This is a genomic window from Paracoccus sp. (in: a-proteobacteria) (assembly GCF_046289755.1).
GTDB lineage: Bacteria > Pseudomonadota > Alphaproteobacteria > Rhodobacterales > Rhodobacteraceae > Paracoccus.
In genome coordinates this window covers 1-26,095 of sequence record NZ_JBKBVD010000029.1, presented here as the reverse complement: position 1 = coordinate 26,095, position 26,095 = coordinate 1, and the positions used below count along the sequence as shown (strand labels likewise).

The window sequence follows — 26,095 nt, the reverse complement described above, 5'->3', positions numbered from 1 at the left end:
GGGGGCCCCGGTGCTGGCCTCTGGCCTGTGTCAGTCCAGCTGGCCGACCGACCAGAACAGCGTCTCGCCCGAGGCGTCCTGCACCCCGTCATTGTCGGTCACGACCCATCCCGTGCCCGCCGCGTCGATGGCAAAGCCCTCGACCTTGTCCTGAACATAGCCGTTCAGCACCCGCAGGTCGGGGATCAGATCGCGCACCAGTTCCTTGGTCACGACCGGCAGATCGCCGCCAAGGGGTGCGGGGGTCAGATCGGCCACCGGCACGCGATACAGCCTCTTGGTCGCGGCCGCCGCGCCGATCTGATTGTCGCGCTCAAGGATATAGGCCCAGTCCCCGTGCAGCGTGATCTCGGACAGGCCCGTCCATGCGCCCTCGGTGGGCTGGTCCAGCGGGTAATGCACCGCGCCCCAGCTTTTGGCCTCGGTGTCATAGGCGACCAGCTTGACCATACCCTCGGGGTCATCGCCCCATTCGCGCTGAACGGCCATCCACAGCGTCTTGTCCTGCACGGCGATGCCTTCGAACCCATAGCGGATTTCATGGGCCAGAAGTTCGGCGGGCAGGCCGATCTCTTCCTTGATCGCGCCCTTGGCGTCGGTGCGATAGATCGCATGCGGCGTCAGCCGGTCGGTCCGGCCTTCCGAGGCCAGCCAGAAACCGCCATCGGCAGCCAGCGCGATCCCCTCAAGGTCCAGCTTCTGCGCCGGTTGGCCGTTGCGGGTGACGACCATCTTGTCGGTGATGCGCGCGGGCGTCTGGCTGGCGTCGATGGTGAAGATCGCGGGCTGCATCGCATAGACGCTGTCCGAGACGGCATACAGCTTGCCCGGCGTCTGGGCATCGGCCACCATGCCCGACAGCGCGCCCCATCCGATCAGCTCATCGGCCCCGGCCGAGGTGATCATCGGATAGGCGGCGGGCGCGTCCTGCCATTCATAGATCATGACATGGCTGGCGGCGGCGCCGTCTTCGCGCCCGTCGAATTCATTCGCGGTGGCGATCAGGCCCCGCTCGGGGATGGCCACGATGCCTTCGGGGCTGATGCCCGAGGGCAGCAGCTGGTGCAGGCGGGGTGCGGCCATGTCCGAGACGTCATAGACGCCGATGACCGAGCCGCGTTCCGCGGCGACAAAGACCATCGGGATGTCGTCAAAGGTCGCGACCTCCATCCCCTCGGGCTCGACACCCTTGGTGTGGCTGCGATGTTCGGGGTAATGGCCGATTTCGACAATGGCATGCTCAAAGGACGTGCCCGCATCCCAGACCTGGGTGCCGTCGCGGTGAAAGATCGACCAGCCGCGCGTGCCGCCGTTCCAGTCGCCCTCATTGGCGAAGGCGACGTGATCGTTGTCCAGCCACTGGACGGCGTCGGGTTCGCGCGGTGCGGCGGGCTTGCTGCCGCTGAAATCCAGCGCCCCGTCGCGGGCGGTGTCGATGCCGTCCAGCGCGACCTCGCCCGCCGGGAAATGCGATTGCACCGTGCCGTCGGCGCCGATGATGACGATGTGGTTGTTTTCCTGCAGCGTGACGACGATTTCACCTGCGTCGTTCACATCGACGAATTCCGGCTCGGGGTCTTCGGGGAAGATCGCAGCCAGACCGGTCATGTCGATGTCCTGACGGCCCGCGCAATCGACCGCGCCATCGGTCACCGGCAGCTTGACGACATAGCCTGCGGGCATCTGCGGCAGGCCGCCATCGCCCAGATCCTCGTCACGCTCGTTCTCGATCGCGACGGCCAGAAAGCTGCCGTCCTTTGCGCGCGCGACCGCGTCGGGCTGGCCGCCCAGATCGCATTCGGCCACCACGGACATCGAGGCGGGATCGACCGTCACCAGCTTGCCCGAGGGCTGGGTATAGCTGTCCGAGGTGTTCACCCCGGCAAAGACCAGACCGCCGATAAAGACGGCGGTGGTCGGCTCACCGCCCATGTCGATATTGCCCATGGCGACGGGCGCCTTCGGATCGGTGATGTCGATCAGGCCCAGCACGCCCAGAGGGCTGTCGGAATAGACCAGCGTCATCCCGTCCTCGGAGGCCGAGATGATCTCGGCCGAAGAGGGGCGCGCGACATCATCGGTCTCCGCCATGTTGGCGGTGACGGGCAGGGTCGCGATGCGGTTGAAATGCGATTGGGCCAGCGCCGGGACGGCGGCAAGGATGGCCAGAGTGGAGACGAAACCTGACAAACGAACAGACATGGGACCTCGGAGGGCTACGATTGATGGCGCGACGCTAGCGCCGATCTGTCACAGTCTTGTGACCGTCCATGCCTTGCGTCAGGCCGGGGTCAACAGGCGCGTCCGGGGCCTGTTGACCGGCGAAAAGGCAGGCGGACGGGCTGGTCTGCGCGACCGGGATGCTGATAGATCTGCCGGACGCGGCCCGCATCGCCGGAGTCTGCGTGAACTAGCCAGCCCGAGGAGAGCGTCTGACATGCCCGGTCCCTTTGTCACCCCCGTCCACGGCGATCCGGACCTGCCGGAAAAGGTGGATGTCGTCGTGATCGGCGGCGGCATCATCGGCTGCTCGACCGCGCTTGAACTGGTCGATCGCGGGTTCAGCGTCGCCCTGTGCGAAAAGGGCGGCATCGGGCACGAACAGTCCAGCCGCAACTGGGGGTGGGTCCGTATCTCGCGCCGCGACCCGCGCGAGGTGCCGCTGATGGCCGAGGCGGTGCGGCTGTGGCAGGGACTGGCCGCGCGGACCGGGCGCGATGCGGGCTATCGCCAGACCGGCATCGCCTTTGTCTGCGAAAACGACACCGCCTATGCCCAGCACGCGGCATGGCTGGACAACCTCAAGGGCTATCAGTTCGACAGCCGGATGCTGTCGGCGCGCGAATTCGCGACCCGTTTTCCCGGCAGCCGGATGCAGCCGGTGGGCGCGCTGTTCACCAGCGCCGATGGCCGGGCCGAGCCGCAACTGGCCGCCCCGGCCATTGCCGAAGCCGCGCGCGACCGGGGCGCCCATGTGCTGACCGAATGCGCCGTGCGCGGGATCGAGACGCAGGCCGGGCAGGTGTCGGGTGTGGTGACCGAACGAGGCCACATTGCCTGCGAACAGGTGGTTCTGGCCGGCGGCGCGTGGTCCAGCCTGTTTGCCCGCAACAGCGGGCTGCGGCTGCCGCAGCTGCGGGTCAAGAACTCGGTCATCCGCACCAGACCACTGGAGGGCGGGCCGGATGCCGCCATCTGGTCCGAGCGGTTCTCGGTCCGCAAGCGGCAGGATGGCGGCTATACGATTGCGGACGGGTTCCGCAATGTCGTGGACATCGTGCCCGACAGCTTTCGTTTCATGCGGGATTTCCTGCCCGCATTCAGGGCCGAGCACAAATCGCTGATGCTGCGGTTCGGCGGGCAGTTCTATGATGAATGGCGTGTTCCGAACCGCTGGTCGCCGGATGAGGCCAGCCCCTTCGAATATTGCCGCGTCCTCGACCCCAGACCCGCGATCTCGATTCAGGACAAGGCTCTGGCGGCGCTGCGTCAGGCCTTCCCGGTCTTTGACAAGGCCCGGATCGCGCAGCGTTGGGCGGGGGCGATCGACGTGACGCCGGACGCTGTTCCGGTCATCTCGCCGGTCGAGTCGATCCCCGGATTTCACATCGCCACCGGCTTTTCCGGCCACGGCTTTGGCATCGGCCCCGCTGCCGGGCTGCTGGCCGCCGATCTGGTCTCGGGGCGCGCCCCGGTCGTGGACCCGGCCCCCTTCCGGTTCAGCCGCTTTTCCGACGGATCGAAGATACAGATCCTCAGCGGCTACTGAACGACCGCAACGAACAGCACCCCTGCCCCCGCGTGGCACAGCTCAGTCGTCCCGAGGCGCCGCGTCGGGCGGGGCTGATCCTGTCGCGGACATCATGTCCTGGAACAGGGCCGTCCACTGCGCCTGATCAAGGTCGATCAGCCCGAACGCCTTCAGCAGGAACGCCCCCTCCCCCGCCAGAAAGGCCAGCGCCACCTGACGGTCGCCGGGCTGTGTCAGATCAAGCCCGGCCAGACGCGAGTTATACCACGCTCGTGTCGCCGACAGCTGATCGGGGTGCTGCAAAAGCGCGGTCATCATCACGGCAGAGCGCGAGTGCTCGGCATCGTCGGCATCGCGGGCGGCCGCAAGATGCCCGCGGATCAGCGCGTGCGGCGAGGGGTCGGGGCCGGTCTGCCGGGCCACCTCGGCATCGAAGGCCTGCCCCCACCGCGCGATCATCGCCTTGATCAGGTTGTCGCGCGTTCCGAAGGCGTATTGCACGCCGCCTTTGGTGATGCCGGCGGCCTTCGCCACCGCATCGAAACTCAGTGCGGCCGCGCCTGTGGTCACCACCAGAGCCTCGGCGGCGTCCAGAACCTTGTCGCGGTCAATGCTGCGGGGTCGTCCGGCCATTTTCCCTCTTTCATTACGATACGACTGTATCTATATGCCCCATTCCAGAGACACAACCTCTTGTTCAACGTTCCAAAGGATGACCGCAATGGCCCCCCGCAACCGCTGGCTTGTTCTGACCATCGTGTCGAGCGCGCTGTTCCTGATCGTCATCGACATGACGGTCCTCTACACTGCGCTGCCAAGGCTGACACAGGATCTGGCCGCCACAGCCAACCAGAAGCTGTGGATCGTGAATGCCTATCCGCTGGTGGTGGCCGGGCTTCTGCCCGGTCTGGGCGGGCTGGGGGACCGGGTCGGGCACAAGCACATGTTCATGTCCGGCCTCGTCGTGTTCGGAGCGGCCTCGCTGGCGGCGGCCTTTTCGCCCACACCTGCGGCGCTGATTGCCGCCCGGGTGCTGCTGGCGGTGGGCGCGGCCATGATGATGCCCGCGACCCTGTCGCTGATCCGGCTGACCTTCACCGACGAGAAAGAGCGCGCCTTTGCCATCGGGATCTGGGCCGCCGTCGCCTCGGGCGGTGCCGCGATGGGGCCGGTGGTCGGGGGCTTTCTGCTGGAATGGTTCTGGTGGGGATCGGTGTTTCTCATCAACGTGCCGATCGTTATTCTGGCCCTGCTGGCGGGGGCGGTGGTGCTGGTCAACAAGCGGCCCGCGCAGGCCCATCCCTTCGATCTGATCGGCTCGGTGCAGATCATGGTCGGGCTGGTCGCACTGGTCTATGCCATCAAGGAGGTCAGCAAACGCGAGCCGTCATGGCTGGTGTCAGGGGCTGTCGCGATCATCGGCGTGGCCGCCATGACGGCCTTTGTCCGCCGCCAGCGGGCAAGCGCCAGCCCGCTGATCGACTTTTCGCTGTTCCGCAACGCCCGGTTTACCGCAGGCGTGGTGGCGGCACTGGTGGCGGCTGCGGCTCTGGTCGGGGTGGAGCTGGTCTTCAGCCAGCGCCTGCAGCTGGTGCTGGGCCTGTCGCCGCTGCAGGCGGGGCTGATGATCCTGCCCATTCCGGCGGCGTCCTTTGTCGCCGGGCCGCTGACGGGTCTCGCGCTGCCGCGTCTTGGCGCCGCGCGGGTGCTGACATCGGCCCTGATGCTGACGGGACTGGCCCTGACCGCGTATCTTCTGACCCATACCGGCCCGGCATGGCTGTGGCTGTCATGTCTGGGCATCATGGGCTTTGGCATCGGCGCGACCATGACCGCCGCGTCCAGCACCATCATGCTGTCGGCACCAGAGGACCGCGCCGGCATGGCAGCCTCGGTCGAGGAGGTGTCCTTTGAACTTGGCGGCGCGCTTGGCATCGCCATTCTGGGAAGCGTCATGACCGCCCTGTACACGCGCGCCATGACGATCCCCGAAGGGTTGTCCGCGACCGTTGCCGACAGTCTGGATCAGGCGCTGCTGATTGCGCAGGGGCTGGACCCGGTGGGCGCGGCGAATGTGACGGCGCTGGCGCGGGCGGCCTTTGACGAGGCGTTTGTCGGCGTCATTTCCTTGGCAGCGGTGCTGGTGCTGGCCGCGGCGGTCGGGATCTGGCGCAAGACGGCGGCGGGGCGGCAGGCGGGCAGCTACGGCGTGTAACGGCGCCGCCCGCCGGTACTGACGGGCAGGGATGGCGCCGCGGACGGGCAATCGTCGCGGCGCATCCGCAAAGCCGCGTTCAGCCAGCGCTCAGCATCGCGGCACCGTCCTGCGCCATGCGGTCCAGCGCGTCCAGAACCGCCGCCTTGTCTCCGCCCGCGATGGCCGCATCAAGAGCTGCGACATTCGCGCTGATGCGCGCGAACATCGCATCGTTTTCGTGGGCCGGCATCGGCATGCGCTCGGTGAATTCGACGAAGTCGTCGGCCTGTTTGGCCAGCATGTACCCGGCGGCCTCGGCGGCCTGCGCGACCTCGACCGGCTCGCCGGTATTGGGGGACAGCTTGACTCAGAGCGGCAGGTCGGTCGCCCGGCGCAGCTGCGCCACCACCTGCCCCGTGGTGTCGGCGCGCACCGCAAAGGCGCGGCCGTCGGCCTCGATATTCGGGCAGGAGATATTCGCCTCCATCGCGGTGACACCGGGAACCGAGACCGCCTCGGCCAGCCGCGCGAAACTGTCATAGCCATGCGCCGAAATCGAGACGATCAGCGGCACATCATAGCGCGCCCAGAACGGCAGGGTCTGCGTCAGGAAATGATCCAGCCCGCTGGAGGGGATGCCAATGGCGTTCATCATCCCGCCGGTCAGATCGCAGACCCGTGGCGTCGGATTGCCGCTGCGCGCCCCGGCGGTGAAGGTCTTCAGCACATGCGCGCCCAGAATGCCCAGGTCGAACACATCGGCCAGATCCTCGGTGAAGGTGCCAGAGGCGGGCATGACCGGATTGGCCAGCGTCACGCCGCCCACAGATGTCAGCAGCCGGCTCATGCCGGCACCCCCGCGTCTGCGACCAGATCAGCCAGCGGGAACACCGGACCCTCGCGGCAGACGCGGCGCTGCACGATGCCGCGGCCCGTGCGGCCCGAGTGGAACGGGCGCATGCAGGCCTGACACATGCCCAGACCGCAGGCCATCTGCTGTTCGACGGCGATCTCGCCGGGGATGCCGTATTCGGCGCCGATCTGCTGCAACATGCGCGCGATCCGGGCAGAGCAGCTGAAAGAACTGCCCCGGCACACAGTCCAGCACCTCGGCGGGGGCCTGCAGCGTCAGCAGCCGGTCATCGGTGTTCACCGGGTCGTTGGCGCGCACCACGGCAAGCGCCTCGGCGCAGCGATAGCGGGGCGGGGTCGTTGCGGGGTCTGTCGGTCAGGCGTTCATCATGTCCCCTCAGCCAAAGATCAGTTGCGGGATGAACAGCGAGATCTGCGGGATATAGGTGATCAGCATCAGCACGATCAGGTTCACCCACAGGAACGGCCACACGCCCCCGATGATGGTCGCCACGGGTTTGCGCAGGGTCGAGGAGGCCACGAAAATATCCAGCCCGAATGGCGGCGTGATCATCCCCAGCCCGATGTTCAGCGTGACGATCAACCCGAAATGGACCGGATCAATCCCCAGCGCGACCGCCACGGGATAGAGCGGCGGCACAAGGATCAGCAGCGCCGAATTCGGGTCGATGAACATGCCCGCGATCAGAAAGCAGACATTCACCACCAGCAGAAAGGTGATCCAGCCCGCGTCAACCGCCCCCAGAAAGCCGATGATTTCGGCCGGGACCTGCGCCAGCGTGACGAAATAGGACACAAGCCCGCCCATCGCCAGCAGCACGAAGATGATGCAGGTGTTGATCGCGCTTTGCTCGGTCACCTCGAACAACCCGCGCAGGGTCAGGCTGCGCAGCACCACCACCTCGATCAGGATGGCATAGACCACGCTGACGGCGGCGGCCTCGGTCGCGGTGAAGGTGCCCGAATAGATGCCCCCCAGAATGATGGCGGGCATGCCGATGGCCCATTTCGCCTGCCAGATCACGCGGGCACGGTCGGCCCAGCCCACACGTCCGGCACGGGTGATGCCGTCGCGCCGGGCCACGTAGTTGACGTAAAGCGCGAAGGCCAGACCCAGCACCAGCCCCACGGCCAGCCCGCCCGCAAACAGGCGCGCGATCGAGGTGCCGGTCATCCAGCCGTAAATGATCATCGTGATGGACGGCGGGATCAGCAGCGCGGTTTCGGCGCTGGAGACGATCAGCCCCAGCGAGAATTTGTCGGAATAGCCGCTGCGCCGCAATTCGGGATAGGCCATGCGGGCCATGGCAGCGACCGTGGCCGGGGCCGAGCCCGAGACCGCGCCGAACGCCATCGAGCCGCCGACCACCACATGCCCCATGCCGCCGCGCGTGTGGCCCAGCATCGCCTTGACCACCGCCACCAGCTGCTGCGCGATCTGCCCTGACCCCATCAGGTTGGCCGCAAACACAAAGAACGGGATCGCCAGCAGCGTGGCATGATCCACCCCGCCCAGAATTTTCTGGACCACCACCAGATCGGGCAGGCTGGCATGGAACATCGCCTTGTAGGCCAGTGCCGGGACGGCCAGCACCAGAAACATCTCGAAGCCCAGCACCAGCAGCGCGACGGCCAGAATGACAATCAGACCCATGATCATGCGACGTCCTCCGCATCGGCAAAGCGGTCGATCACGCCAAGCAGGCTGAGCGCATAGCGCAGCGCCAGCAGCACAAAGCCTGCGACCGGCGCCAGATAGATCAGCCCCATCGGCACCCCCAGCGTGGGCGAGCGTTGTCCCGTGCCCAGCACGAACTGCACCAGCCCCAGACCCAGCCACGCGATGTAGAGGGCAAAGGCCAGCCCCACGACATCGGTGATCTTCAGCAACACCCGGCGCAGGCCCTCGGGCAGCTTGTCGCGCAGGTTGCGGATGCCGACATGCCGCCCCCGTTCCAGCGCCAGGCCCAGCCCCAGAAACACCAGAAACAGGTTCAGCATCCGCACCGCCTCTTCGATCCAGGCAAAGGAGGAGGCGATCTGGCCGCCCAGCTCGCGGGCGACGATGCTGGAAAAATACAGCGCCACCATGGTCAGGAAAGTCACGACAAGAATTGATCGTTCGATCAGCCGAAGCATGTTGAGGGCCAGCATCGCGGGTCCGTCCGTTCCAGGCATGTGGCGCAAAAGGCGATACCGCCCCGCGGGCGCGACATGCGTCCAGTCACAAGGTGACAGCCGGGGGCCGGACAGGGTTCAGTCCGCACCCGCTGCACCGGGAAAGGGTCGGACCGGGGCGCGCGTGGCCCCGGTCCGCTGTGGCACCCCCATGAAACGGGGGCTGCCGGGTGCAGGATTACTGCGCCAGCTTTTCGTATTCAGGCAGATAGATATCCAGCAGCGCCTGACCCGCATCGCCCGCCAGAGCGAGATAGGCGGCCGAGGTCGGGCCAAAGGTGGCCTCGCGGAAGGCGGCGCGTTCTTCGGCGCTGGTTTCGCGCACGTTCATGCCCGCGGCCGTCACGGCCTCCAATGCGCGGTCCACGGCGGCCTGTTTGTTGGCCACCAGTTCCGGCACCATCCCGACGAACGCGTCCTGGATGATGGTCTGATATTCCTCGGGCAGGCTGTTCCACCACACCGGGCTGAAGATCACGACATCTTCCATGGCGCCATGACCCGACAGCACCAGATTGTCCTGCACCTCGAAATATTTCATCGTCTCGATGGTATCCAGCGGGTTTTCCTGCCCGTCGATCACGCCGGTCTGCAGGGCGGTGTAAAGCTCGCCGAACGGGATCGCGATGGCCGAGGCGTCCAGCGCGTTGAACTGTTCGATCAGCACCCGGCTGTCCATGACGCGGAATTTCTGATTGGCGTAATCGGCCAGATCCTCCACCGGCAGGTTCGAGGTGATATGCTTGCGCCCGTTCGGCCACAGCGCGATCGCCAGCATGCCCTTGTCGCTGAAGCTGTCGAGCAACGCCCGACCGAACGGCCCTTCGCGCAGCGCCTGCGCGTCCGCCTCGTCTTCGGGCAGCAGATAGGGGATGTCCAGAATCGAGACGACGGGGTTGAAGCCGCCCAGAAACGCCGCCGGCGCGACGGTGCCTTCCAGCGACCCGAACTGCACGCCCTCATTCATCTGGCGCTGATCGCCCAGCTGGGCCTGCGGATACAGCACGAATTCGACATTCCCGTCGGTCCGTTCGTTCACCAGCGCGGCGACCTTTTCCAGATGGATATGCCGGTTTTGCGCCGCGGATTCGAGATGTCCGATCTTGGCGGTGAATTCTTGCGCGAACGCGCCGCCGGCCATCGCGGCAAAGGCGGCAACCGTGGCTGAAAGGCGGTCAATTCTGATCATCTGTTTCCCCTGTGAATGTTGTTTTCTCTGACCTTCCCCGAAGCCGGGACGCTGTCAAGAGAGTGATCTATATTTTGAGACGGTCGGAGGTGACGACGTCGGAATTGCCTCTGTTTTAGACAATGCCATCACGATCGCCCTGTTCTTCCGCTGTCGCGACCAGCGCTTCCAGACGCTCTGCCGCCTCTTGCCCGCGCAGCGAACGCTCCCACAGGGCGCGGGCGATGCCGTCATGCAGGTCCACCGCTTCGGGGGCCGACGTGATGAAACCCACCCCGACGCTGATATTGGGATTGTGACCCAGCCGAAACGGACTGACCGTCAGCGCCGAGCGGGCGCCTGACCGTGTGATCTGAAAGCTGGTCGAGGGAAACGGCTCGGGCGACACGCCAAGCTGAATTCCGATGTCGGGTTCGCGCAGCAGGCTGATGATATGGCGCACCTCGTGCACGGCCGCACGCCGCCGCTCGGCCCTGATCTCATCGGGCAGACCGTGCCGCCCTTCCAGCCCGTCGCGCAGAAAACCTTCGGTATCGTTGATCGAGATGACCGACACCAGCAAGGGCCTGCGTCGCGTAAATATCTGTTTTCGCTCGGACAGTATGCGCAGAATCTGGCTGGCCTCTGCCTGTTTCCCGGACGGGAGGGATTCCAGAAACACCTTTTGCAGGATCGCGTCATAGGACGTGGTGGTGACGAGATACGAGATCGGACTGAACAAGCCGATGATCTGATCCGCCTGTTCCTCGACCTGCCGCATCCGCTCGAAGAAGGCCAGCGCGTTGGGGATATATTCGATGCCCACGCCCAGCAGCGTGGGCAGTGAGACCTTCAGTTCACGGGAAATCGACGCCAGCGTTTCGATCTTGGTGATCTCGCCCTTTTCGGCGCGGTACAGCGCCGCGCGCGAAATGCCGATGCGCAGCGCCAGTTCTTCCGGCCCGAAGCCACTCCCGATCCGGTGCGCCCGAAGGCGCGCCCCGATACCCTCAAAGCTGGTCCTGTCGATATCCGCCACACCTGCCCCCGATTGCAATGGCCAGCCGCTGTCGTCTCAGTTCTGATACAACGCCCTGCGCACCGCAAGCATTTGTGGCGGCGGAACAAGACCTGAGCTCAGAGTTCGGGCAGTCGGCGGTGGATACCTCCATGTTTTCATAGAAAGCGGGTCATATGGACTTTACTACAGGGCCATATGACCTATATTGCACTGACAGGAGTCAAAGATGCAAATTGCCGTCAAATCCCGCGAAGCGACCCAGATGAACGCCGTTGCGCTGAAAGCATATGCGCGCATCGCCGACGCCTGGTCTCTCAGCCTCAAAGAGGCGGCCGCTCTGGCCGACATGTCCGAAAGCACATGGAAACGCGCCAGGAAGCCGGGCTTTGCCGGAGAGCTGACAAAGGATCAGCTTTTGCGCCTCAGCGCCCTGATCGGCATCTACAAATCGCTTGAGCTGTACTTTTCCGAAACCCTTGCGAAAAGCTGGTTCACACGCGCGAATGCGGGGCCCCTTTTTGGTGGTGCGCGACCGGTGGACACGGCGATCGAGGGAGGCCTGCCACAGATCATTGCCGTCAGGACCTATCTCGACGCGCTTCGGGGCGGCGCATGAGGCAGACCGAACTGTCGGATCGCGGTCTGGTTCGCCTTCTGCCCGCCACCTATCACAAGCCCCCCTCATTGCGGGGTCTTGTCGATTCCGACGACGAGATGGAGATTCTGGCCGAGATCGAGGGCCTGACCAGCGCGCGTCTGCTGGCCGAACGCGGCAGGAGCCCGCATCTGGACCCCCGCGAACTGGCGTGGCGGCGGCGCAGCCGGGATCTGCGGATCTATGGCGATACCCATGTGAACGCGGCGTTCACCTATACCCGGACGGGCGGCAATCGCTTTAACCCGGAGGCGCGGGGGGCGTGGTATTGCAGTTGGAACAGCATGGTCTCGGTCGCCGAGGTCGCATGGCACCGGACCAGAGAGCTGGGCTATACCGGCGTGTTCGAGGACAGCGCCCGCTATGTCGAATTGCTGGCAGATTTCATCGGTGTCTTTGACGACATGACGGATGAGCCGGGGCACGCGGCCCTTCATCCCGACCCGGCGGTCGGATACCCCGAGGGTCAGAGCCTTGCCGAACGCCTGCGCCGCGACGGGTCGCGCGGGTTGATCTATCCTTCGGTCAGGGCGCCCGCGCCGGGTGGAAACTGTCTGGTCTGCTTCGAGCCGCACGCCATCCAGAACGTGCGGCCCGGCGCGTCCTGGGATCTGGTCTGGGAGGGCACGCCCGACTATTCCATTCGTGCCGTGGCCTGATCCCTGTCGGGGCAAGGGCGATCCGGCCTTGCAGACTGCCCCGATCCCGAATGTCTGGTCGCACCTTGCAGATACAGTGCTGGCGGCCAGGTCTTCAACGGCGGGCCGATCCGTGATCCTCGTGTCAGGCCCGTGTCAGGCCCGCGGCCCGATGCCGCCCGCTAGAGGAGCGGCGGATCATCGCTGCGGGCGACCAGCCTTGACCAGAACCGCTCGACCGGCGGCTCGGCGGTGGCCGCGTTGCGGAAAGCCGTGATCGCCATCGCCTCGGACAGGTGCAGCCCGTCAACCGTCAGTTCGGCGACCTCGCCGCGCGCCAGTTCGGCCTCGATCAGCTTTTCCGGCAGCCACGCCACGCCGATCCCCTGTATGACGGCGGTCTTGATCGCGGCGCCGATGCTGTCTTCATAAACCATGTCCAGCGACAGCCGCTCGGGCTGGCGGTCAAGGATGGCGTTCGTCAGGCGACCCTGCACACTGCTGGCGCCGCAGGACAGGAAGGGCACGTTATGGCCGTCCAGCGCATAGACGGGCTGGCCGTCCACGGCCCTGGACACCGGGATCAGCCGGTCGTTGTCCAGCGCGCAGGCCAGCTTGCCGGTCAGGCTGCTGCCGGTCGAGATCATGTCATGCGAATAGCAGATCAACACGTCCGCCGCCCCCGAGGTGATCGCATCGACGCAGCCGGTGAAATTATCGGCCATGACGCGAAAACGGGGCTGCGGGCCGTTCCGGTAAAGCTGGCGCAGAAAGACCGGCACATAGGACACGCTGAGCGACTGCAGGCAGGCCAGACGGATCCCCGCCTGCGATTTGGCCGTCGCGGCCAGTTCGGTGCGCATCCCCTCCCATTCAAAGATGATGTTCTGGGCCACGGGCAGGAACTTTTGCCCCGCAGGCGTCAGGGCGGCGGGATGGACCGAGCGGTCGATCAGGACCGCGCCAAGCGCATATTCCAGCTTTTTGATCCGGCGGGTGAAGGCGGGCTGGGTCACGTTGCGCCGCGCCGCCGCCCTTGAAAAGACCGAGCATTCGGCAAGCGTCACGAAATCCACAAGCCAGATCAGCTCCATGCCGCCCCCCCGCGCGCCCATGCCTGTTTTGGTGAAAACTATACCGGAACGGCATGATGCGCAAACGGGCAAGAGGAATTCCGCATCGGCATTTCCCAAGCCACGCGGCGCCTGTCATCCCGGTGTCATCACGCAGGGGAACGATCATGCGGACCGAAAGAGACCAGCTTGGGGCGATCGAGATTGCCGACCATTGCGCCTATGGCGCGCAGACGGCACGGGCGCTGTCGAACTTTTCCATCTCGCGCAGCCGGTTGTGCGACGAGCCTGAACTGGTGCGCGCCATGGCGATGGTCAAGCACGCCGCAGCGCGGACGAACCTTGATCTGGGCATCCTCGATCCCGGTCGCGCGCAGACCATCATGGCGGTGGCGGAACAGATCATCGACGGCCATCACCACGAACATTTCGTCGTGGACATGGTGCAGGGCGGGGCGGGCACCTCGACCAACATGAACGCGAACGAGGTGATCGCCAATATCGGCCTGAAGCTGATGGGCCGTGCCTTTGGCGATTACGATGCGCTGCATCCGAATGATGACGTGAACCGGTCGCAATCCACGAACGACGTCTATCCCACCGCGCTGCGGCTGGCCTTGATGCGGCGTGCGGGTGGTCTGATCCGTGAACTGGGCCTGCTGTCAGATGCCTTCACGCGCAAGGCCGGGGAATTCGGCGGCATCACCAAGGTCGGGCGCACGCAGCTGCAGGACGCGGTGCCGATGACCGTCGGTCAGGAATTTGCGGCCTTTGCCACCATCACGACGGCCAGCGCCGCGGGGATCGACGCCGCCACGGGCGCGCTGGCGCATGTCAATCTGGGCGGCACCGCCATCGGCAGCGGCATTCTGGCGCCTGCGGGCTATGCCGCGCGTGCCGTGCAGCATCTGTCCGAACTGTCGGGCTTTGCGCTGGTGCCTGCGGCAGATCTGTTCGCGGCGGGCTACGATCAGGGCGGGCTGCTGGCGATGTCGCAGGCGCTGAAGACGACCGCCGTGCGGCTGTCCAAGATCGCCTCGGACCTGCGGCTGCTGTCCAGCGGGCCGCGCGCCGGGCTGGCCGAGCTGATCCTGCCGCCGGTTCAGGCCGGGTCCTCGATCATGCCGGGCAAGGTCAATCCGGTGATCCCCGAAGTGGTCAATCAGGTCTGCTATGCCGTCATCGGCAACGATCTGACCGTGACACTGGCCGCCGAGGCCGGAGAGCTGCAGCTGAACGCGATGGAGCCGGTGATGCTGGCCCGCCTGCTGGACTCGCAATCCATGCTGGAGAACGCGGTGCGCACGCTGCGCACACGCTGCATCGACGGGATCACGGTCGATGCCGACCGCTGCCGCACCCTGTTCGAGGGCAGTTTCGCGCTGGCCACGCAACTGGTCGAGACGCTTGGCTATGACCGCGCCAGCGCGCTGGTCTATCGCGCGAAACGCGAGGGGATCGGCCTGATCCCCGCCCTGACATCCGAGCCGGGCCTGCCGCGTGAGGTGGTCGACAGCTTTACCGGCACAGGGTTGCGCCTGTCGGCGTGACGACCGGGACGACACAGATCCTTGAGGGAGGAGAAACCATGACGACGATGACACAAGGCCGCAGCATCCTGGCGCGTTGGCGCAGCCTGCTGCTGTGGCAGAAGATCTTTATCGCGCTGTTGCTGGGCGCGACGCTGGGTGTGATCCTGAACATGACGGGCAACAGTCAGGCCGCGCTGTCGATCCGGCTGGTCGGCACCGCCTTTGTCGCCGCCATCAGCATGCTGATCGTGCCGCTGGTCTTCGTGTCGCTGGTCTGCGGGATGACCTCGGTCACGGACATGGCGCGGATGGGGCGGATCGGGGTCAAGACGGTCGCCTTTTATCTGGGCACCACGGGATTTGCCGTGGGCCTTGGCGTGCTGCTGGCGGTGCTGATCCGTCCCGGCGTGGGCGTGCAGTTCGACGCGCCGACCGCGCCTGTGCCCAACGCGGCGCCGGGCTTTGCCGAGACGCTGATCGCGATCATCCCGACCAACCCGATCAGCGCGGCGGCGGATGGCAACGTGCTGCAGATCATCTTTTTCGCCATTGTCTTCGGGCTGGCCATCAACCTCGCCGGAGAGCCTGCGCGCCCGCTGCGCGACCTGTTCGACGCGCTGAACGCCGCGATCATGAAGCTGACCGAAATCGTGATCTCGTTCGCACCCTATGGCGTTTTCGCGCTGATGGCATGGGTGGCGGGCACCTATGGTCTGGACGTGCTGCTGCCTCTGGGCAAGGTCATCTTTGCGCTGTATCTGGGCTGTGTCATTCACGCGCTGGTCATCTATGGCGGGCTGATCCGGTTCCTGTCCGGGCTGAACCCGCTGCGCTATTTTCAGGGCGTGGTCGAGCCGGTGATCGTGGCCTTTACCAGCACCTCCAGCGCGGGTTCGCTGCCGGTCACGATGACGGCGGTGGAACAGAATCTGGGCGTGTCGCGGTCGGTGTCCAGCTTTACCCTGCCTCTGGGCGCGACGATCAACATGGACGGAACCTGCATGTATCAGGGCGTCGTGGCGATCTTTGTGGCGCAGGCGTTCGGGATTGATCTGTCGGTGGGCGATTACATGACCATCGTGCTGACCGCGACGCTGGCCTCGATCGGAACGGCGGGGGTGCCGGGCGCAGGGCTGGTGATGCTGTCGCTGGTGCTGACCTCGGTGGGCTTGCCGCTGGAGGGGGTGGCGATCATCGCGGGCATCGACCGCATTCTGGACATGGCGCGCACCGCGCTGAACGTCGCCGGCGATGCGGCCTGCAGCGTCGTGGTCGCCCGGTCCGAGGATGAGCTGGATCAGGCGGCCTATGACACGCCGCATGTCCTGAAATCGGTGGTCTGACCGAGGATGTCTGCGCCGGACAGCGTCCGGCGCAGCGTCAGCCCGACGAGATCACCAGATCGGCGGGGCGAGAGGTGCCGATGACCAGCCGGGCGTTGGGCAGGTCGTTGGCCTCGACCTTCCGGCGCGCCTCGGGCTCCGGCAGGTCCTGCCAGCGGCGCAGCAGCCGCGCCTCAAGCGTGGTGAGGGGGACGTCAAGCGCCACGGTCAGATCGAAATGCGCCGCCAGAGGCCGCCAGTCGGGATCGTCCAGCAGCAGGTAATTCCCCTCGACCAGGATCAGGCGGATGGCCGGGTCGATGATGCGGGCGCCCGCACGGGCGATTTCAAGATCGCGGTCAAAGACCGGCACGGCGACCGGCCCGTCATCTGTGGCCAGACGCGCCAGCGTGGCGGCAAAGCCCCGGACGTCAAAGGTAAAGGGCGCCCCCTTGCGCGGGCGCAGCCCCTGCGGCACCAGCCACAGGTCGTCATAGTGAAACCCGTCCATCGGCAGGATCGCCACCCGGCCCGGATGATCGCGCGACAGGGCCTGCTCCAGCGTCAGGGCCAGCGTGCTTTTGCCTGAACCCGGAGGCCCGGCAACCGCCACAAAGCGGCGCGCCGGACCCTGTGCCATGGGCGCCAGACGCGCCAGCAGCCCGGTCAGGTCGATGCGGTCATGGCCGGTCATCGCGGCATCGGGATCTGTGGTCATGTCGGCGCCCTTCCTGTGATCAGATCAGCCCATATTGCCGGGCTTTCATCCTGAGGAAAGACAAACCGTCCGTCAGCACCTCATCGCGCGAGGGGGCAACGTCGCGCCAGACCGACAGCGCATCGGCGATCTGCGGAGGCACGGTGATGAAGCTTTCCATCGCCATCCCGCCCTTGAACCGGATCGCAGCCAGCGCGCCGAACACCTCGTCCCACTGGATCGTGTCCATGCCCGGCATGCCCCGATCCGAGGCCGAGAGGTGGATATATTTCAGATGCTCGCGCGCGCGCAGGATGCCGTTTGCCAGACCCTTTTCCTCGATATTCATGTGGCAGGTGTCCAGATGCACAAAGACATTCGCGGCCCCACACGTTCGCACAGCCGCACCGCGTGATCGGCGGAATTGAGCAGGTGGTTCTCGTAGCGGTTCACGGCCTCCAGACCATAGCCCAGACCCAGCTTGCGCGCTTAGGCGGCGGCCTTTTCGACCACGCGGGCGGTGGCGTCATATTCGGCCTCGGTCGGGCGCTTGCCGGTGCGCTGGCCGATGCCGCCATACAGAACGCCGCTCATCGCCTCGGCGCCGATGGCGTCGGTGACGTCCAGCGCCCTCTTCAGGAAATCCAGCGCGCCTTCGGGGTTGTTGGTGGGCAGCACCACCGGCAGGACCCGTCCAAAGCCGCCGAAAGGATCGACTAGGCCTCGCCATGCCCACCCGGACCGAGTTGAACCGCGCCGCCATGATGATGCCCGCGACCGCGCACATCAGCCCCGACAGCACATAGACCATGGTCAGCGCGCGCCGGGTGTTGACGCCGGAATAGCGCGTCGCCTCAAGGTTCGAGCCCAGCTGATAGATCGAAAAGCCCAGCCGCGTGCGGTTCAGGATCACCGCCCACAGGACCGCACACAGGCCGAAGACGATCAGCGGCACCGGCACGCCCAGCACCAGCACGACAGGCCTGGCCGCCGCACCTCCGCCCCAGATCAGCACCCATGCCAGCCGCAGGCCCGCGATATTGGCCGAGAAGGTCGCCGCCAGATTGAAGCCGCCCGACAGGATCGGGATCAGCATGGCCAGCATCAGCAGCCCCACCACCTCGCCCGGCGCGATGGTCAGAGTGATGTCGTGATATTCGCCATGCCGCGTCAGCCCGCGCAGTTCCAGAATGGGCGCGGCGGGCGTGGTTTCCGGGCGCGGCCCTGCCATTCGATGACCGCGCCCGGCTCGGGGCGGTGGACGCCGCTGATGACCTTGATCAGCGTGAACTTGCCACAGCCATTCTCGCCCGCAAGGCACAGAACCTCGCCGGGGCGGACATCAAAGGCGATGTCATCCAGCGCCTGCACGCCGCCAAAGCGTTTCGAGACATGGGCAAGCCGCAGCAGGCCGCCTGCCTGCGGGTCGGGTTCGGGCATCGGGCCCGCCGTCAAATGGGGTGTCTGATGGGGTCGCGGCGGGACCGTCGCGGCCCCGCCGGTATCGGGTCAGAGGCCCATGGCGGCCAGATCGTCCACCGTGTCTGCGTTGATCTCGACCAGCTGGTCGACGATGATGTTGCGGCCTTCGGGCTCGATCACGCCCAGCCCCTCGATCTCCATGCCCGCCTCGACGGGTTCGTCATCGGCCAGCATGGTGCCAAGCGTCACAAAGACCTCGCCCGCCTGTTTGGGGTTCCACATGTAGCCGCCCGACAGGATGCCGTCCTGCATCAGCATGCGGCCCTGACCGGGCGAGAAGGGGCCCAGCACGATCACCTCGCCGCCCCGGCGCCGTTCCTCGACCGCGCGCGCGGCGCCGATCGGGCCCTGACTGCCGAACGCCAGAAAGCCGCGCAGACCCTCATGCGCGCGCATCAGGTCCAGCGCGGTGCGGCGCGAGGCATCCACATCCCCGGCCACGCCAAAGCGTTCGCCCACCAGCTCCATCCCGGGGTGGTTGGCCCCGATCCAGGCGATGGCGGCATCGGCCCAGGCATTGTGCAGCGGCACCGTCAGCCCGCCGACAAAGACGGCGTATTGCCCCTGACCGTCCAGCGTTTCGGCCAGCTGCCGGCCATAGGCCTCGCCAAAGCCCACCGCCGAGGCCAGTTCGAAATTCCAGTCGACGTTCTGCTGATCGGGCGATTCGTGGGTGATGCCCGCAGCCTGCGCGCGGGCCAGAACCGGCTCCAGCCCGCAGGCCGCATGCGAAGCGCTGGCCCGGATCGCTGCCCAACGCCCCGAGGCGCCCCGCGCCCTTCTTGTGAACTCGATCACGGCCTTCCGAGGGCTTTGCCCGGTTCTGGCAGGCGCATGCGGGCGGTTTCACCGCCGCACGGGTCGCCTGTTTCGACCGGGATCCTTTCGCCGCCTGCCTTCCCATCGACACGATCATGCTGCGACAGGATGTCGAGACGCTGATCACCCGCTGTTTTTCCGGGTTTGACGCGAATGAGGATCGCAACGGTGAGATAGAGATCGTTCCGGCGCGGATCGTCGTGGATGACACCTGACCCGACCGTCTGGCCGAAAGCTCTGTTTCAGGCGGGCCGCCGGGTCGCTTCGACCTGCGACTGCCCTGCGGCTTGGACAACTGTGACGTCTTCTGGCTTGTGTGGCTGAGAATTGACGGGGGAAAAGCACAGAAATAGCGCCGTCACCGGACCGGAGGTTCTGCTGCACGCAGGCGCCTTGCGGCCGTGGCGCCCGGCCGGATGCGGAACATCAGCGCATAGAGCACCGGCACCACGATCATCGTCAGCACGGTGGCAAATGCCAGCCCGCCCATGATCGTGACCGCCATCGAGGCAAAGAATGCGTCCGACAACAGCGGCAGCATTCCCATGATGGTGGTGCCTGCGGCCAGCACGACCGGGCGCAGACGGCTGACCGACGCGTCGATCACGGCCCGGAACGGATCGGGCTGAACCCGTCGCTGTGCGTCCATTTCCTCGACCAGAACGATCGCGTTCTTCATCAGCATGCCTGACAGCGACAGCAGCCCGAGCAGCGCCGTAAAGGTGAACGGCAATCCCGACATGAGCAGCCCCAGCGACATGCCCGTGACCGCCATCGGCACCACAAGCCACAGGATTGCCGGTTGCCGGATGCGGTTGAACATCAGCACCGAGATGAACAGCATCACAAGAAAGCCCAGTGGCAGTTGCTGCCCCAGCGATTCCTGCGCCTCGGTCGAGCTTTCGTATTCGCCGCCCCATGCGATGGAATAGCCGGGCGGCAGCGCCATCGCCTCGATCATCGGGCGCAGCTGGCGAAACGCCTGATCGGCGGTCAGATCCCCGGCGGCATCGCCCTGTACGGTCAGGGTTCTGACACGGTCGCGGCGGTGGATCAGCGCCTCTTCGGTGCGCGTCTCCAGCCGGTCGACCACATGGGCCATCGGGATATGGCCGCCCGATCGTTCGGACCAGACCTGCATGTCCAGCAGACCGGCCAGCCCGGTGCGCTCGGCCTCGGGGCGGCGCAGAAGGATCGGCAGCTGGGTGTCGCCCTCGCGCAGCGACCCCGCCCGCAGACCCGAGGTGCCATAGAGCATCGTGTCGGAAATCGCGCTGCGGCTGACACCGGCAAGGCGCATCCGGGCCTCGTCCACGACGGGAACGACCGTCAGTTCGGGCTGGCGCCAGTCGTTGCGGAGGTCATGCAGAACACCGGACTGCCGCATGATCGCGCTGACCTGATCGCCGGTCTGGCGCAGGGTGGCGCTGTCCGGTCCCGAGATGCGCAGCGCGACATCCGCGCCGGTGGGCGGGCCAAAGACCAGGCTCTCCAGCCGCAGCTGTCCCTGCGGGAAGGCTTGCGGCAATGTCTGGCGCAGGCGGGCGATGGTGGCGGGGATTTCGGCCGCCGTGGCCATCCGCACGATGGCCAGACCATAGGCGGGGTTGGGTTGTTCGGGCTGAAAGGTCAGCATGAAGCGGCTGGACCCGGCGCCGCTGAAGGTCGTGACCGCCGTGACGCCGGGCGTGTCCTGAAGCGTCGCGCCGATCTGGGCCATCGCCTGCCGCGTGGCCGCAATGTCGGCGCCCCGTGGCAGATCGTAATGCACATAGAACAGCGGTGTGGTGGAGTTGGGGAAGAACTGCTGTTTCACGCCCCCGAACGCCACCAGCGAGCCTGCGGTGATGGCCACGACGGTGGCGATGACCAGCCAGCGCGCGCGCAGACTGGCACCCAGGACCCGCGCATAGATCTGATACAGCCGCCCCGCATAGGGGTCATCCCCGGCAGCTCCGCTGGCGCGCAGCAGGCGCGCGCCCAGCCATGGCGTCACCGTCACCCCCAGCACCCAGCTGAGCAGCAGCGAGATGGCGATCACCGCAAACAGCGAGAACATGAATTCGCCCGTCGCATCCGGTGACAGGCCGATGCCGGAAAACGCCATGATCCCGATGACCGTCGCCCCCAGCAGCGGAATGCCGGTGGCGGCCTCGGTCTCGGCTGCGGCCTCTTCGGCGGATTTGCCGCGCCCGATGCCGATGACCATGCCCTCGGTGATGACGATGGCGTTGTCGACCAGCATCCCCATGGCGATGATCAGCGCACCCAGCGAGATCCGCTCCATCTCGATGCCGAAGACGGCCATGAACATGACCGTCGCCATGACCGTCAGCAGCAGGGTCGCGCCCACCACGACGCCCGCGCGCCAGCCCATCGCCAGCATCAGCGCGCCGACGACGATGGCCACCGACTGCGCCAGACTGATGATAAAGCCCGAGACCGCCTGATCGACGACCTTGTGCTGTTCATAGATCGGCGTCAGCGTGACCCCCGGCGGCAGGTCATGGGCCAGCGCCCGCAGCGCGGCCTCGACCGCGTGGCCCACCTCGACCACATTGCGCGAGGTGACGACGGACACGCCCAGAGTGAACACCTGCGCGCCATCATGGGTGACGACCAGTTCCGGCGTCTCGGTGATCTGACGCGAGACATCGGCGATGTCGGTCAGCGCCAGTTGCCCGGTGTCGCCCGGCTGTCCCACGCGCAGGGCGGCAATGCCTTCGGGCGTCACATAGCCCGGCGGCAGGCCCAGCCGCAGGCGCGCCGTGTCCGATGTGACCGTGCCTTGCGAAAAGATCGTGTTTTCAGACGCGATGACGCCCAGAACCTGATCCGGCGGCAGGCCAAGCCGTTCCAGCCGGGCCGCGCTGACCTCGACGGTGATATTCTCTTCGGTCAGGCCCGCGATGTCGACCTTGGCGACACCATCGACCGTGACCAGCCCGCGGCGCAGCTGGCGGGCGATTTCGCGGGCCTGCCGGTGCGAATAGCCCTCGGTCGAGACGGCGTAATACAGGCCATACACATCGCCGAAATCATCGTTGATGACAGGATCGACCACACCCGCCGGCAGCGCCGGACGCGCATCGCCGATGCGGCGGCGCAGCTCGTCCCAGACCTGCGGCATGGCCTCGGGGCCATAGGTGTCCTCGATCTCGACCGTCAGCTGCGACATGCTCGGCATGGATCGCGATTCCACCCGCCGCAGCTGCGGCATCTGCTGGATCGCGCTTTCCAGAACCTCGGTCACCTCGCGCTCGACCTCGGTGGCGGTGGCGCCGGGATAGGGGGTAAAGACCAGCGCGGTTTTCAGGGTGAACCCCGGATCTTCCAGCCGCCCGACACTGCCCATACCCCAGAGGCCGCCGAAAAAGCACAGCAGAATCAGCAGCCAGACCGTGACCGGCCTGCGGATCGAGCCTGCGGCAATCGAAAAGGACCGGCCCATCACAGGCTGCCCGGACGCACGGACGCGCCTTCGGTCAGTTGCCACCAGCCAGCGGTGACGACGCTTTCGCCCGCCTCCAGCCCGGTTTCGACCGGAATCCGGTCGCCCTGCGGCAGTCCGACGCTGACCGGGCGGCTGTGGACCGTCTGCGAGGCCGCATCATAGACCCAGACATGGGGCGTTTCTCCATGCGTGGTATCAATCGCGCCCAGGGGCAGTTCGATCCGCGATCCCGCCTGCTTCAGCGCGATGTGAACGCTGGCGGTCATGCCGGGCAACAGGCCGGGATCGACCTCGCCGGTGACGGCAAAGCTGACCTCGTAGGTCTGCGCCACGGGGTCGGCCTCGGTCACGAAATCACGCAGTTCCAGCACCGGCTGATAGCCGGGCAAGGCGGCGAAACTGGCCCGGATCTCGAAGCTGTCCGCATTGGTCCGCGCCTGGACCGCCAGCGTCTCGGGCAGCGAGATGACAATGCGCATTTCGCTGATGTCCTGCAGCCGCACGACCGGGACCGCGGGCGTCACATTGGTGTATTCCTCGGCCAGCGTGCGGGCGACCAGTGCCGGAAACGGGGCGCGGATGCGGGTCTGATCCAGCGCGCGCCGCGCCTCGCGCAGGGCGACATCGGCCTGGGCGCGATCCGCCTCGCTGCTGTCCAGCCGTGAGCGGGTCGAGGCCCGGTCCACCAGCGCGCTGGCACGCACATATTCCGCCTCGGCCTGCGTGGCGACAGCATCCGCGCGGTCCAGCGCAAGCTGATAGCCGACCGGATCAAGCGCCGCGATCAGATCGCCCGCGTCCAGCCGGTCCCCCTCGGCCACGGGGCGCTCGATCATCTGGCCGTTGATCTGGAACGCCAGATCGACGGTCCGCAGCGGTTCGGCCCGCCCGACAAAGCTGCGCGACAGGCCCTGCGATGTCGCTTCGACCTGCATGATGGGGATGGCGATGGCGCCGACCGGCTCGGGGGTTTCATCGGCCGAGGCATCCGGGATGCAGCCCGACAGAAGGATCGCCGCAACCGGCACGAACAGGGCATTCAGTCGCAAGCGCATGTGCGGGGCTCCAGCGTGGCGGTCATTTGGTGCAGGCGCGCGAACATGGCGTCACGCGTCTTCGGATCACGGGGCGGAAGGCCCAGCATGTGCTGAAACAGCATCCCGTCCATGGCCGCCATGACGATCAGCGCCCCGACCGGGTCACGGGTCTCATCGCAGGCCAGCGCGATGGTTTTCGCCATGGTTTTGCGCAGCGGTTCCAGCAGTTCCGGGTTCTGAACCCCGGCCGTGAGAATCGCCTGAGGCAGATGCGGGTCCGACTGAAGAAAATCGTGGAATGCCGACAAGGTGCTGGTCAGATGCGCGTTCGGAATATCAGGTGCCTTGGCCCGCTGATCGTCGGCGCAGCCTTCGAAGCATTGCATCATATGGGCCAGCAGTTCTGCCAGCAGCACCTCTTTTGAGGGAAAATTGTAAAGCACGCCTGCCTTGCTCATGCCCACTTCGCGCGCGACGGCTTCTATCGTCAGGCGGCCACTGCCATCGCGGGCGGCCACGGCGATGGCCGCCTCAAGAATGTCTTCGCGGGAGGTATTGGCACGCATGAGACTGACCGTCCGGTTGGTAAGTGACTGACCGTTTGGTAGGTCGATTTCAGATGGCTGTCAATATCTTGAGGAACCGCAGAGTTTCCGCCACCGGACAGCCCCACCGGACAGCATCGCCGGGCAGTACCGCCGGTGGCCGGGTCGGCGCCGCTGGTATCGGCCTGCCGGGAAGGGGCAAGGCGCGGCCGCGCCCCTTTGGCGGGCCTCAGCCGAATGGACGGGCGCGGGCGCGCTGCCAGACATTGCACAAGCTGCAAAACCGCTCTAGCAGATGTCTGTCCATGTCGGGAAAGACGCCCCTTGAGTGCCAACCCACCATCACCGGTTCACGGCATCTTGCTGAAATGCGCAAGCGTGACGGTGTTCACCGTCATGGCGGCACTGGTCAAGGCAACCTCCGAGGGCGGCCTGGGCGTGCCGCCGGGTCAGCAGGTGTTCTTCCGCTCGATCTTTGCGATTCCGGTGATTCTGGTGTGGCTGGCGCTGCGGTCGGAATTGCGGGTCGGTCTGGTCACCGTCCGGCCCATGGGCCATGTCTATCGCGGCATCGTGGGAACGACCGCGATGGGCCTGAACTTCTGGGCGCTGTCGCTGCTGTCCTTCCCCGAGGTGACGGCGATCAACTTTGCCGCGCCGCTGCTGGTCGTGATCTTCGCGGGGATGTTTCTGGGCGAGGATGTCCGCGCCTTCCGGCTGTCGATGGTCGGGCTGGGGCTGACCGGCGTACTGATCGTGCTGTCGCCGCAGCTGATGACGGGCAGCGATGTCGATGCGTCGCGCATGCTGGGCGCGGTTGCGGCGCTAATGGGGGCGATGTGCGCGGCACTGGCGATGATCTTCGTGCGCATGCTGGTCCAGCAAGAGCGGACATCGGCCATCGTCTTCTGGTTCTCGGTCACCTCCACGATCCTTGGGCTGATGACGCTGCCCTTTGGCTGGGTGATGCCCGGTCCCGCGACGGCGGTAATGCTGATCATGTCGGGGCTGCTGGGCGGGATCGGGCAGATCCTGCTGACCTCGGCCTATCGCTATGCCGATGCCTCGGTCGTGGCGCCGTTCGACTATCTGGCCATGCTGCTGGCGGTGCTGATCGGATGGTGGGTCTTTGGCGAAATCCCCACGCCGACAGTGATCATCGGGGCGGCAATCGTGATCTTTGCGGGCATCCTGATCATCTGGCGCGAGCACAAGCTGGGGCTTGAACGCAGCCGCCAGCGCAAGGCCACCACCCCGCAGGGCTGAGGCGCCGCGACCGCGGCGGGCGCAGGGCCGCGTCCTCGTGCGTGCCGGGGCCGGTCATCCAGATGTCGGAACTAGCATACAGTCCGGGGCCGCCATGGCCCTCGGAATTTTCGGTCCTCGACAAGACGCGCCATGGCGCGCGATCCGTTCGTCGCGTTCCGGTCTCTGCGCCGGGTGGTGACATGCGCATCTCTGGCAAGGTCCGGATCAACAGGCGTGGCTGCGACGGCAGACAGGGCACCAGAGGCTTGTCTGCCGGCGGCAGCCGTGGCAGATTGCCGCAGTGTGGCGGTGTATCCCTTCGGCGTGATTCTGCGCCGCCTTTTGCAATGTCCTCATATTCAGGTTCATCCGATGCGCGACCCCTTGTTCCGCATGGCCCTTGTT

Annotated in this window: 26 protein-coding genes; 8 read left to right on the top strand and 18 right to left on the bottom strand. The window is 66.1% G+C overall.

The window, feature by feature from the left end:
- Nucleotides 1-30 precede the first annotated feature (30 nt).
- Entirely contained in the window at nucleotides 31-2,202 is a 2,172-nt protein-coding gene (locus tag ACK41U_RS11895; RefSeq protein WP_409680265.1) for an esterase-like activity of phytase family protein, read from the bottom strand.
- Between the two features lie 235 nt (nucleotides 2,203-2,437).
- Here ACK41U_RS11895 and ACK41U_RS11890 point away from each other — a divergent pair, with 235 nt between their 5' ends.
- Nucleotides 2,438-3,769, top strand: coding sequence for an NAD(P)/FAD-dependent oxidoreductase (locus ACK41U_RS11890; RefSeq protein ID WP_409680262.1), 1,332 nt, complete (start codon nucleotides 2,438-2,440; stop codon nucleotides 3,767-3,769).
- 42 nt (nucleotides 3,770-3,811) lie between these two features.
- Here ACK41U_RS11890 and ACK41U_RS11885 read toward each other — a convergent pair whose 3' ends face one another.
- Nucleotides 3,812-4,384 carry a TetR/AcrR family transcriptional regulator gene (locus ACK41U_RS11885; RefSeq protein WP_409680259.1) on the bottom strand — a complete coding sequence of 191 codons (573 nt, stop codon included), beginning with the start codon at nucleotides 4,382-4,384 and terminating at the stop codon, nucleotides 3,812-3,814.
- Nucleotides 4,385-4,472: 88 nt separating this feature from the next.
- Between ACK41U_RS11885 and ACK41U_RS11880 the strand changes: the two genes are divergently transcribed.
- Nucleotides 4,473-5,966, top strand: coding sequence for an MFS transporter (locus tag ACK41U_RS11880; protein WP_409680256.1), 1,494 nt, complete (start codon nucleotides 4,473-4,475; stop codon nucleotides 5,964-5,966).
- A gap of 79 nt (nucleotides 5,967-6,045) precedes the next feature.
- On the opposite strand, the gene ACK41U_RS11875 is transcribed toward ACK41U_RS11880, so the two are convergent.
- From ACK41U_RS11875 to ACK41U_RS11845, 7 genes are all read right to left on the bottom strand, one after another.
- Entirely contained in the window at nucleotides 6,046-6,249 is a 204-nt protein-coding gene (locus tag ACK41U_RS11875) for a hypothetical protein (RefSeq protein WP_409680254.1), read from the bottom strand.
- A gap of 66 nt (nucleotides 6,250-6,315) precedes the next feature.
- Nucleotides 6,316-6,795: a hypothetical protein gene (locus ACK41U_RS11870; protein ID WP_409680252.1), complete on the bottom strand. Its 480-nt coding sequence runs from the start codon at nucleotides 6,793-6,795 to the stop codon at nucleotides 6,316-6,318.
- Complete coding sequence (locus ACK41U_RS11865; protein ID WP_409680249.1) at nucleotides 6,792-7,001, bottom strand: hypothetical protein; 210 nt, start codon at nucleotides 6,999-7,001, stop codon at nucleotides 6,792-6,794. Before ACK41U_RS11865 ends, ACK41U_RS11870 begins: the two co-directional genes overlap by 4 nt.
- 196 nt (nucleotides 7,002-7,197) lie before the next feature.
- Nucleotides 7,198-8,481 carry a TRAP transporter large permease gene (locus ACK41U_RS11860; protein ID WP_409680247.1) on the bottom strand — a complete coding sequence of 428 codons (1,284 nt, stop codon included), beginning with the start codon at nucleotides 8,479-8,481 and terminating at the stop codon, nucleotides 7,198-7,200.
- Nucleotides 8,478-8,975, bottom strand: a complete 498-nt coding sequence (locus ACK41U_RS11855; protein WP_409680244.1) for a TRAP transporter small permease — start codon at nucleotides 8,973-8,975, stop codon at nucleotides 8,478-8,480. Before ACK41U_RS11855 ends, ACK41U_RS11860 begins: the two co-directional genes overlap by 4 nt.
- Nucleotides 8,976-9,177: 202 nt before the next feature.
- Entirely contained in the window at nucleotides 9,178-10,188 is a 1,011-nt protein-coding gene (locus tag ACK41U_RS11850) for a TRAP transporter substrate-binding protein (RefSeq protein WP_409680241.1), read from the bottom strand.
- A 115-nt stretch (nucleotides 10,189-10,303) separates the two neighbouring features.
- On the bottom strand, nucleotides 10,304-11,206 hold the full coding sequence (locus ACK41U_RS11845; RefSeq protein WP_409680238.1) for a helix-turn-helix domain-containing protein: 903 nt from the start codon (nucleotides 11,204-11,206) through the stop codon (nucleotides 10,304-10,306).
- Between the two features lie 208 nt (nucleotides 11,207-11,414).
- Here ACK41U_RS11845 and ACK41U_RS11840 point away from each other — a divergent pair, with 208 nt between their 5' ends.
- A complete protein-coding gene (locus ACK41U_RS11840; protein WP_409680234.1) occupies nucleotides 11,415-11,804 on the top strand; it encodes an antitoxin Xre-like helix-turn-helix domain-containing protein in 390 nt (129 codons plus the stop codon).
- Nucleotides 11,801-12,502: an RES family NAD+ phosphorylase gene (locus tag ACK41U_RS11835; protein WP_409680231.1), complete on the top strand. Its 702-nt coding sequence runs from the start codon at nucleotides 11,801-11,803 to the stop codon at nucleotides 12,500-12,502. Before ACK41U_RS11840 ends, ACK41U_RS11835 begins: the two co-directional genes overlap by 4 nt.
- Nucleotides 12,503-12,663: 161 nt before the next feature.
- On the opposite strand, the gene ACK41U_RS11830 is transcribed toward ACK41U_RS11835, so the two are convergent.
- Entirely contained in the window at nucleotides 12,664-13,575 is a 912-nt protein-coding gene (locus tag ACK41U_RS11830) for a LysR substrate-binding domain-containing protein (protein ID WP_409680228.1), read from the bottom strand.
- 146 nt (nucleotides 13,576-13,721) lie between these two features.
- Here ACK41U_RS11830 and ACK41U_RS11825 point away from each other — a divergent pair, with 146 nt between their 5' ends.
- Together ACK41U_RS11825 and ACK41U_RS11820 are read left to right on the top strand one after the other, a co-directional pair.
- The gene (locus ACK41U_RS11825; protein ID WP_409680225.1) at nucleotides 13,722-15,104 is read left to right on the top strand and encodes an aspartate ammonia-lyase; all 1,383 of its coding nucleotides are present in this window, start codon (nucleotides 13,722-13,724) and stop codon (nucleotides 15,102-15,104) included.
- Nucleotides 15,105-15,142: 38 nt separating this feature from the next.
- Complete coding sequence (locus tag ACK41U_RS11820) at nucleotides 15,143-16,429, top strand: dicarboxylate/amino acid:cation symporter (protein WP_409680222.1); 1,287 nt, start codon at nucleotides 15,143-15,145, stop codon at nucleotides 16,427-16,429.
- Between the two features lie 37 nt (nucleotides 16,430-16,466).
- Here the strand turns inward: ACK41U_RS11820 and ACK41U_RS11815 are convergent, their stop codons facing one another.
- From ACK41U_RS11815 to ACK41U_RS11780, 8 genes are all read right to left on the bottom strand, one after another.
- On the bottom strand, nucleotides 16,467-17,126 hold the full coding sequence (locus ACK41U_RS11815) for a nucleoside triphosphate hydrolase (RefSeq protein ID WP_409680219.1): 660 nt from the start codon (nucleotides 17,124-17,126) through the stop codon (nucleotides 16,467-16,469).
- 19 nt (nucleotides 17,127-17,145) lie between these two features.
- Nucleotides 17,146-17,475, bottom strand: coding sequence for a TIM barrel protein (locus ACK41U_RS11810; protein ID WP_409680216.1), 330 nt, complete (start codon nucleotides 17,473-17,475; stop codon nucleotides 17,146-17,148).
- Nucleotides 17,476-17,631: 156 nt separating this feature from the next.
- Nucleotides 17,632-18,336: an ABC transporter permease subunit gene (locus tag ACK41U_RS11805; RefSeq protein WP_409680213.1), complete on the bottom strand. Its 705-nt coding sequence runs from the start codon at nucleotides 18,334-18,336 to the stop codon at nucleotides 17,632-17,634.
- Complete coding sequence (locus tag ACK41U_RS11800) at nucleotides 18,276-18,545, bottom strand: ATP-binding cassette domain-containing protein (RefSeq protein ID WP_409680210.1); 270 nt, start codon at nucleotides 18,543-18,545, stop codon at nucleotides 18,276-18,278. The genes ACK41U_RS11805 and ACK41U_RS11800 overlap by 61 nt, the downstream gene beginning before the upstream one ends.
- A 69-nt stretch (nucleotides 18,546-18,614) precedes the next feature.
- Nucleotides 18,615-19,385: a substrate-binding domain-containing protein gene (locus tag ACK41U_RS11795; RefSeq protein WP_409680206.1), complete on the bottom strand. Its 771-nt coding sequence runs from the start codon at nucleotides 19,383-19,385 to the stop codon at nucleotides 18,615-18,617.
- Between the two features lie 379 nt (nucleotides 19,386-19,764).
- A complete protein-coding gene (locus tag ACK41U_RS11790) occupies nucleotides 19,765-22,857 on the bottom strand; it encodes an efflux RND transporter permease subunit (RefSeq protein ID WP_409680203.1) in 3,093 nt (1,030 codons plus the stop codon).
- The gene (locus tag ACK41U_RS11785; RefSeq protein WP_409680201.1) at nucleotides 22,857-23,915 is read right to left on the bottom strand and encodes an efflux RND transporter periplasmic adaptor subunit; all 1,059 of its coding nucleotides are present in this window, start codon (nucleotides 23,913-23,915) and stop codon (nucleotides 22,857-22,859) included. The genes ACK41U_RS11790 and ACK41U_RS11785 overlap by 1 nt, the downstream gene beginning before the upstream one ends.
- A complete protein-coding gene (locus ACK41U_RS11780) occupies nucleotides 23,900-24,463 on the bottom strand; it encodes a TetR/AcrR family transcriptional regulator (RefSeq protein ID WP_409680198.1) in 564 nt (187 codons plus the stop codon). Before ACK41U_RS11780 ends, ACK41U_RS11785 begins: the two co-directional genes overlap by 16 nt.
- A gap of 303 nt (nucleotides 24,464-24,766) precedes the next feature.
- On the opposite strand from ACK41U_RS11780, the gene ACK41U_RS11775 reads away from it, so the two are divergent.
- Nucleotides 24,767-25,708, top strand: a complete 942-nt coding sequence (locus tag ACK41U_RS11775) for a DMT family transporter (protein WP_409680195.1) — start codon at nucleotides 24,767-24,769, stop codon at nucleotides 25,706-25,708.
- A gap of 132 nt (nucleotides 25,709-25,840) precedes the next feature.
- Nucleotides 25,841-26,095, top strand: a 255-nt coding sequence (locus tag ACK41U_RS11770; protein ID WP_409680192.1) for a hypothetical protein, incomplete at its 3' end; no start/stop codon positions are given.

Coding starts and splice junctions, on each gene's coding strand:
- ACK41U_RS11790 (WP_409680203.1), bottom strand. CDS start 22,857: ATGGGCCGGTCCTTTTCGATTGCCGCAGGCTCGATCCGCAGGCCGGTC.
- ACK41U_RS11895 (WP_409680265.1), bottom strand. CDS start 2,202: ATGTCTGTTCGTTTGTCAGGTTTCGTCTCCACTCTGGCCATCCTTGCC.
- ACK41U_RS11825 (WP_409680225.1), top strand. CDS start 13,722: ATGCGGACCGAAAGAGACCAGCTTGGGGCGATCGAGATTGCCGACCAT.
- ACK41U_RS11865 (WP_409680249.1), bottom strand. CDS start 7,001: ATGTTGCAGCAGATCGGCGCCGAATACGGCATCCCCGGCGAGATCGCC.
- ACK41U_RS11880 (WP_409680256.1), top strand. CDS start 4,473: ATGGCCCCCCGCAACCGCTGGCTTGTTCTGACCATCGTGTCGAGCGCG.
- ACK41U_RS11815 (WP_409680219.1), bottom strand. CDS start 17,126: ATGACCACAGATCCCGATGCCGCGATGACCGGCCATGACCGCATCGAC.
- ACK41U_RS11840 (WP_409680234.1), top strand. CDS start 11,415: ATGCAAATTGCCGTCAAATCCCGCGAAGCGACCCAGATGAACGCCGTT.
- ACK41U_RS11820 (WP_409680222.1), top strand. CDS start 15,143: ATGACGACGATGACACAAGGCCGCAGCATCCTGGCGCGTTGGCGCAGC.
- ACK41U_RS11870 (WP_409680252.1), bottom strand. CDS start 6,795: ATGAGCCGGCTGCTGACATCTGTGGGCGGCGTGACGCTGGCCAATCCG.
- ACK41U_RS11800 (WP_409680210.1), bottom strand. CDS start 18,545: ATGCCCGAACCCGACCCGCAGGCAGGCGGCCTGCTGCGGCTTGCCCAT.
- ACK41U_RS11850 (WP_409680241.1), bottom strand. CDS start 10,188: ATGATCAGAATTGACCGCCTTTCAGCCACGGTTGCCGCCTTTGCCGCG.
- ACK41U_RS11785 (WP_409680201.1), bottom strand. CDS start 23,915: ATGCGCTTGCGACTGAATGCCCTGTTCGTGCCGGTTGCGGCGATCCTT.
- ACK41U_RS11805 (WP_409680213.1), bottom strand. CDS start 18,336: ATGGCAGGGCCGCGCCCGGAAACCACGCCCGCCGCGCCCATTCTGGAA.
- ACK41U_RS11855 (WP_409680244.1), bottom strand. CDS start 8,975: ATGCTGGCCCTCAACATGCTTCGGCTGATCGAACGATCAATTCTTGTC.
- ACK41U_RS11830 (WP_409680228.1), bottom strand. CDS start 13,575: ATGGAGCTGATCTGGCTTGTGGATTTCGTGACGCTTGCCGAATGCTCG.
- ACK41U_RS11780 (WP_409680198.1), bottom strand. CDS start 24,463: ATGCGTGCCAATACCTCCCGCGAAGACATTCTTGAGGCGGCCATCGCC.
- ACK41U_RS11885 (WP_409680259.1), bottom strand. CDS start 4,384: ATGGCCGGACGACCCCGCAGCATTGACCGCGACAAGGTTCTGGACGCC.
- ACK41U_RS11890 (WP_409680262.1), top strand. CDS start 2,438: ATGCCCGGTCCCTTTGTCACCCCCGTCCACGGCGATCCGGACCTGCCG.
- ACK41U_RS11835 (WP_409680231.1), top strand. CDS start 11,801: ATGAGGCAGACCGAACTGTCGGATCGCGGTCTGGTTCGCCTTCTGCCC.
- ACK41U_RS11860 (WP_409680247.1), bottom strand. CDS start 8,481: ATGATCATGGGTCTGATTGTCATTCTGGCCGTCGCGCTGCTGGTGCTG.
- ACK41U_RS11875 (WP_409680254.1), bottom strand. CDS start 6,249: ATGCTGGCCAAACAGGCCGACGACTTCGTCGAATTCACCGAGCGCATG.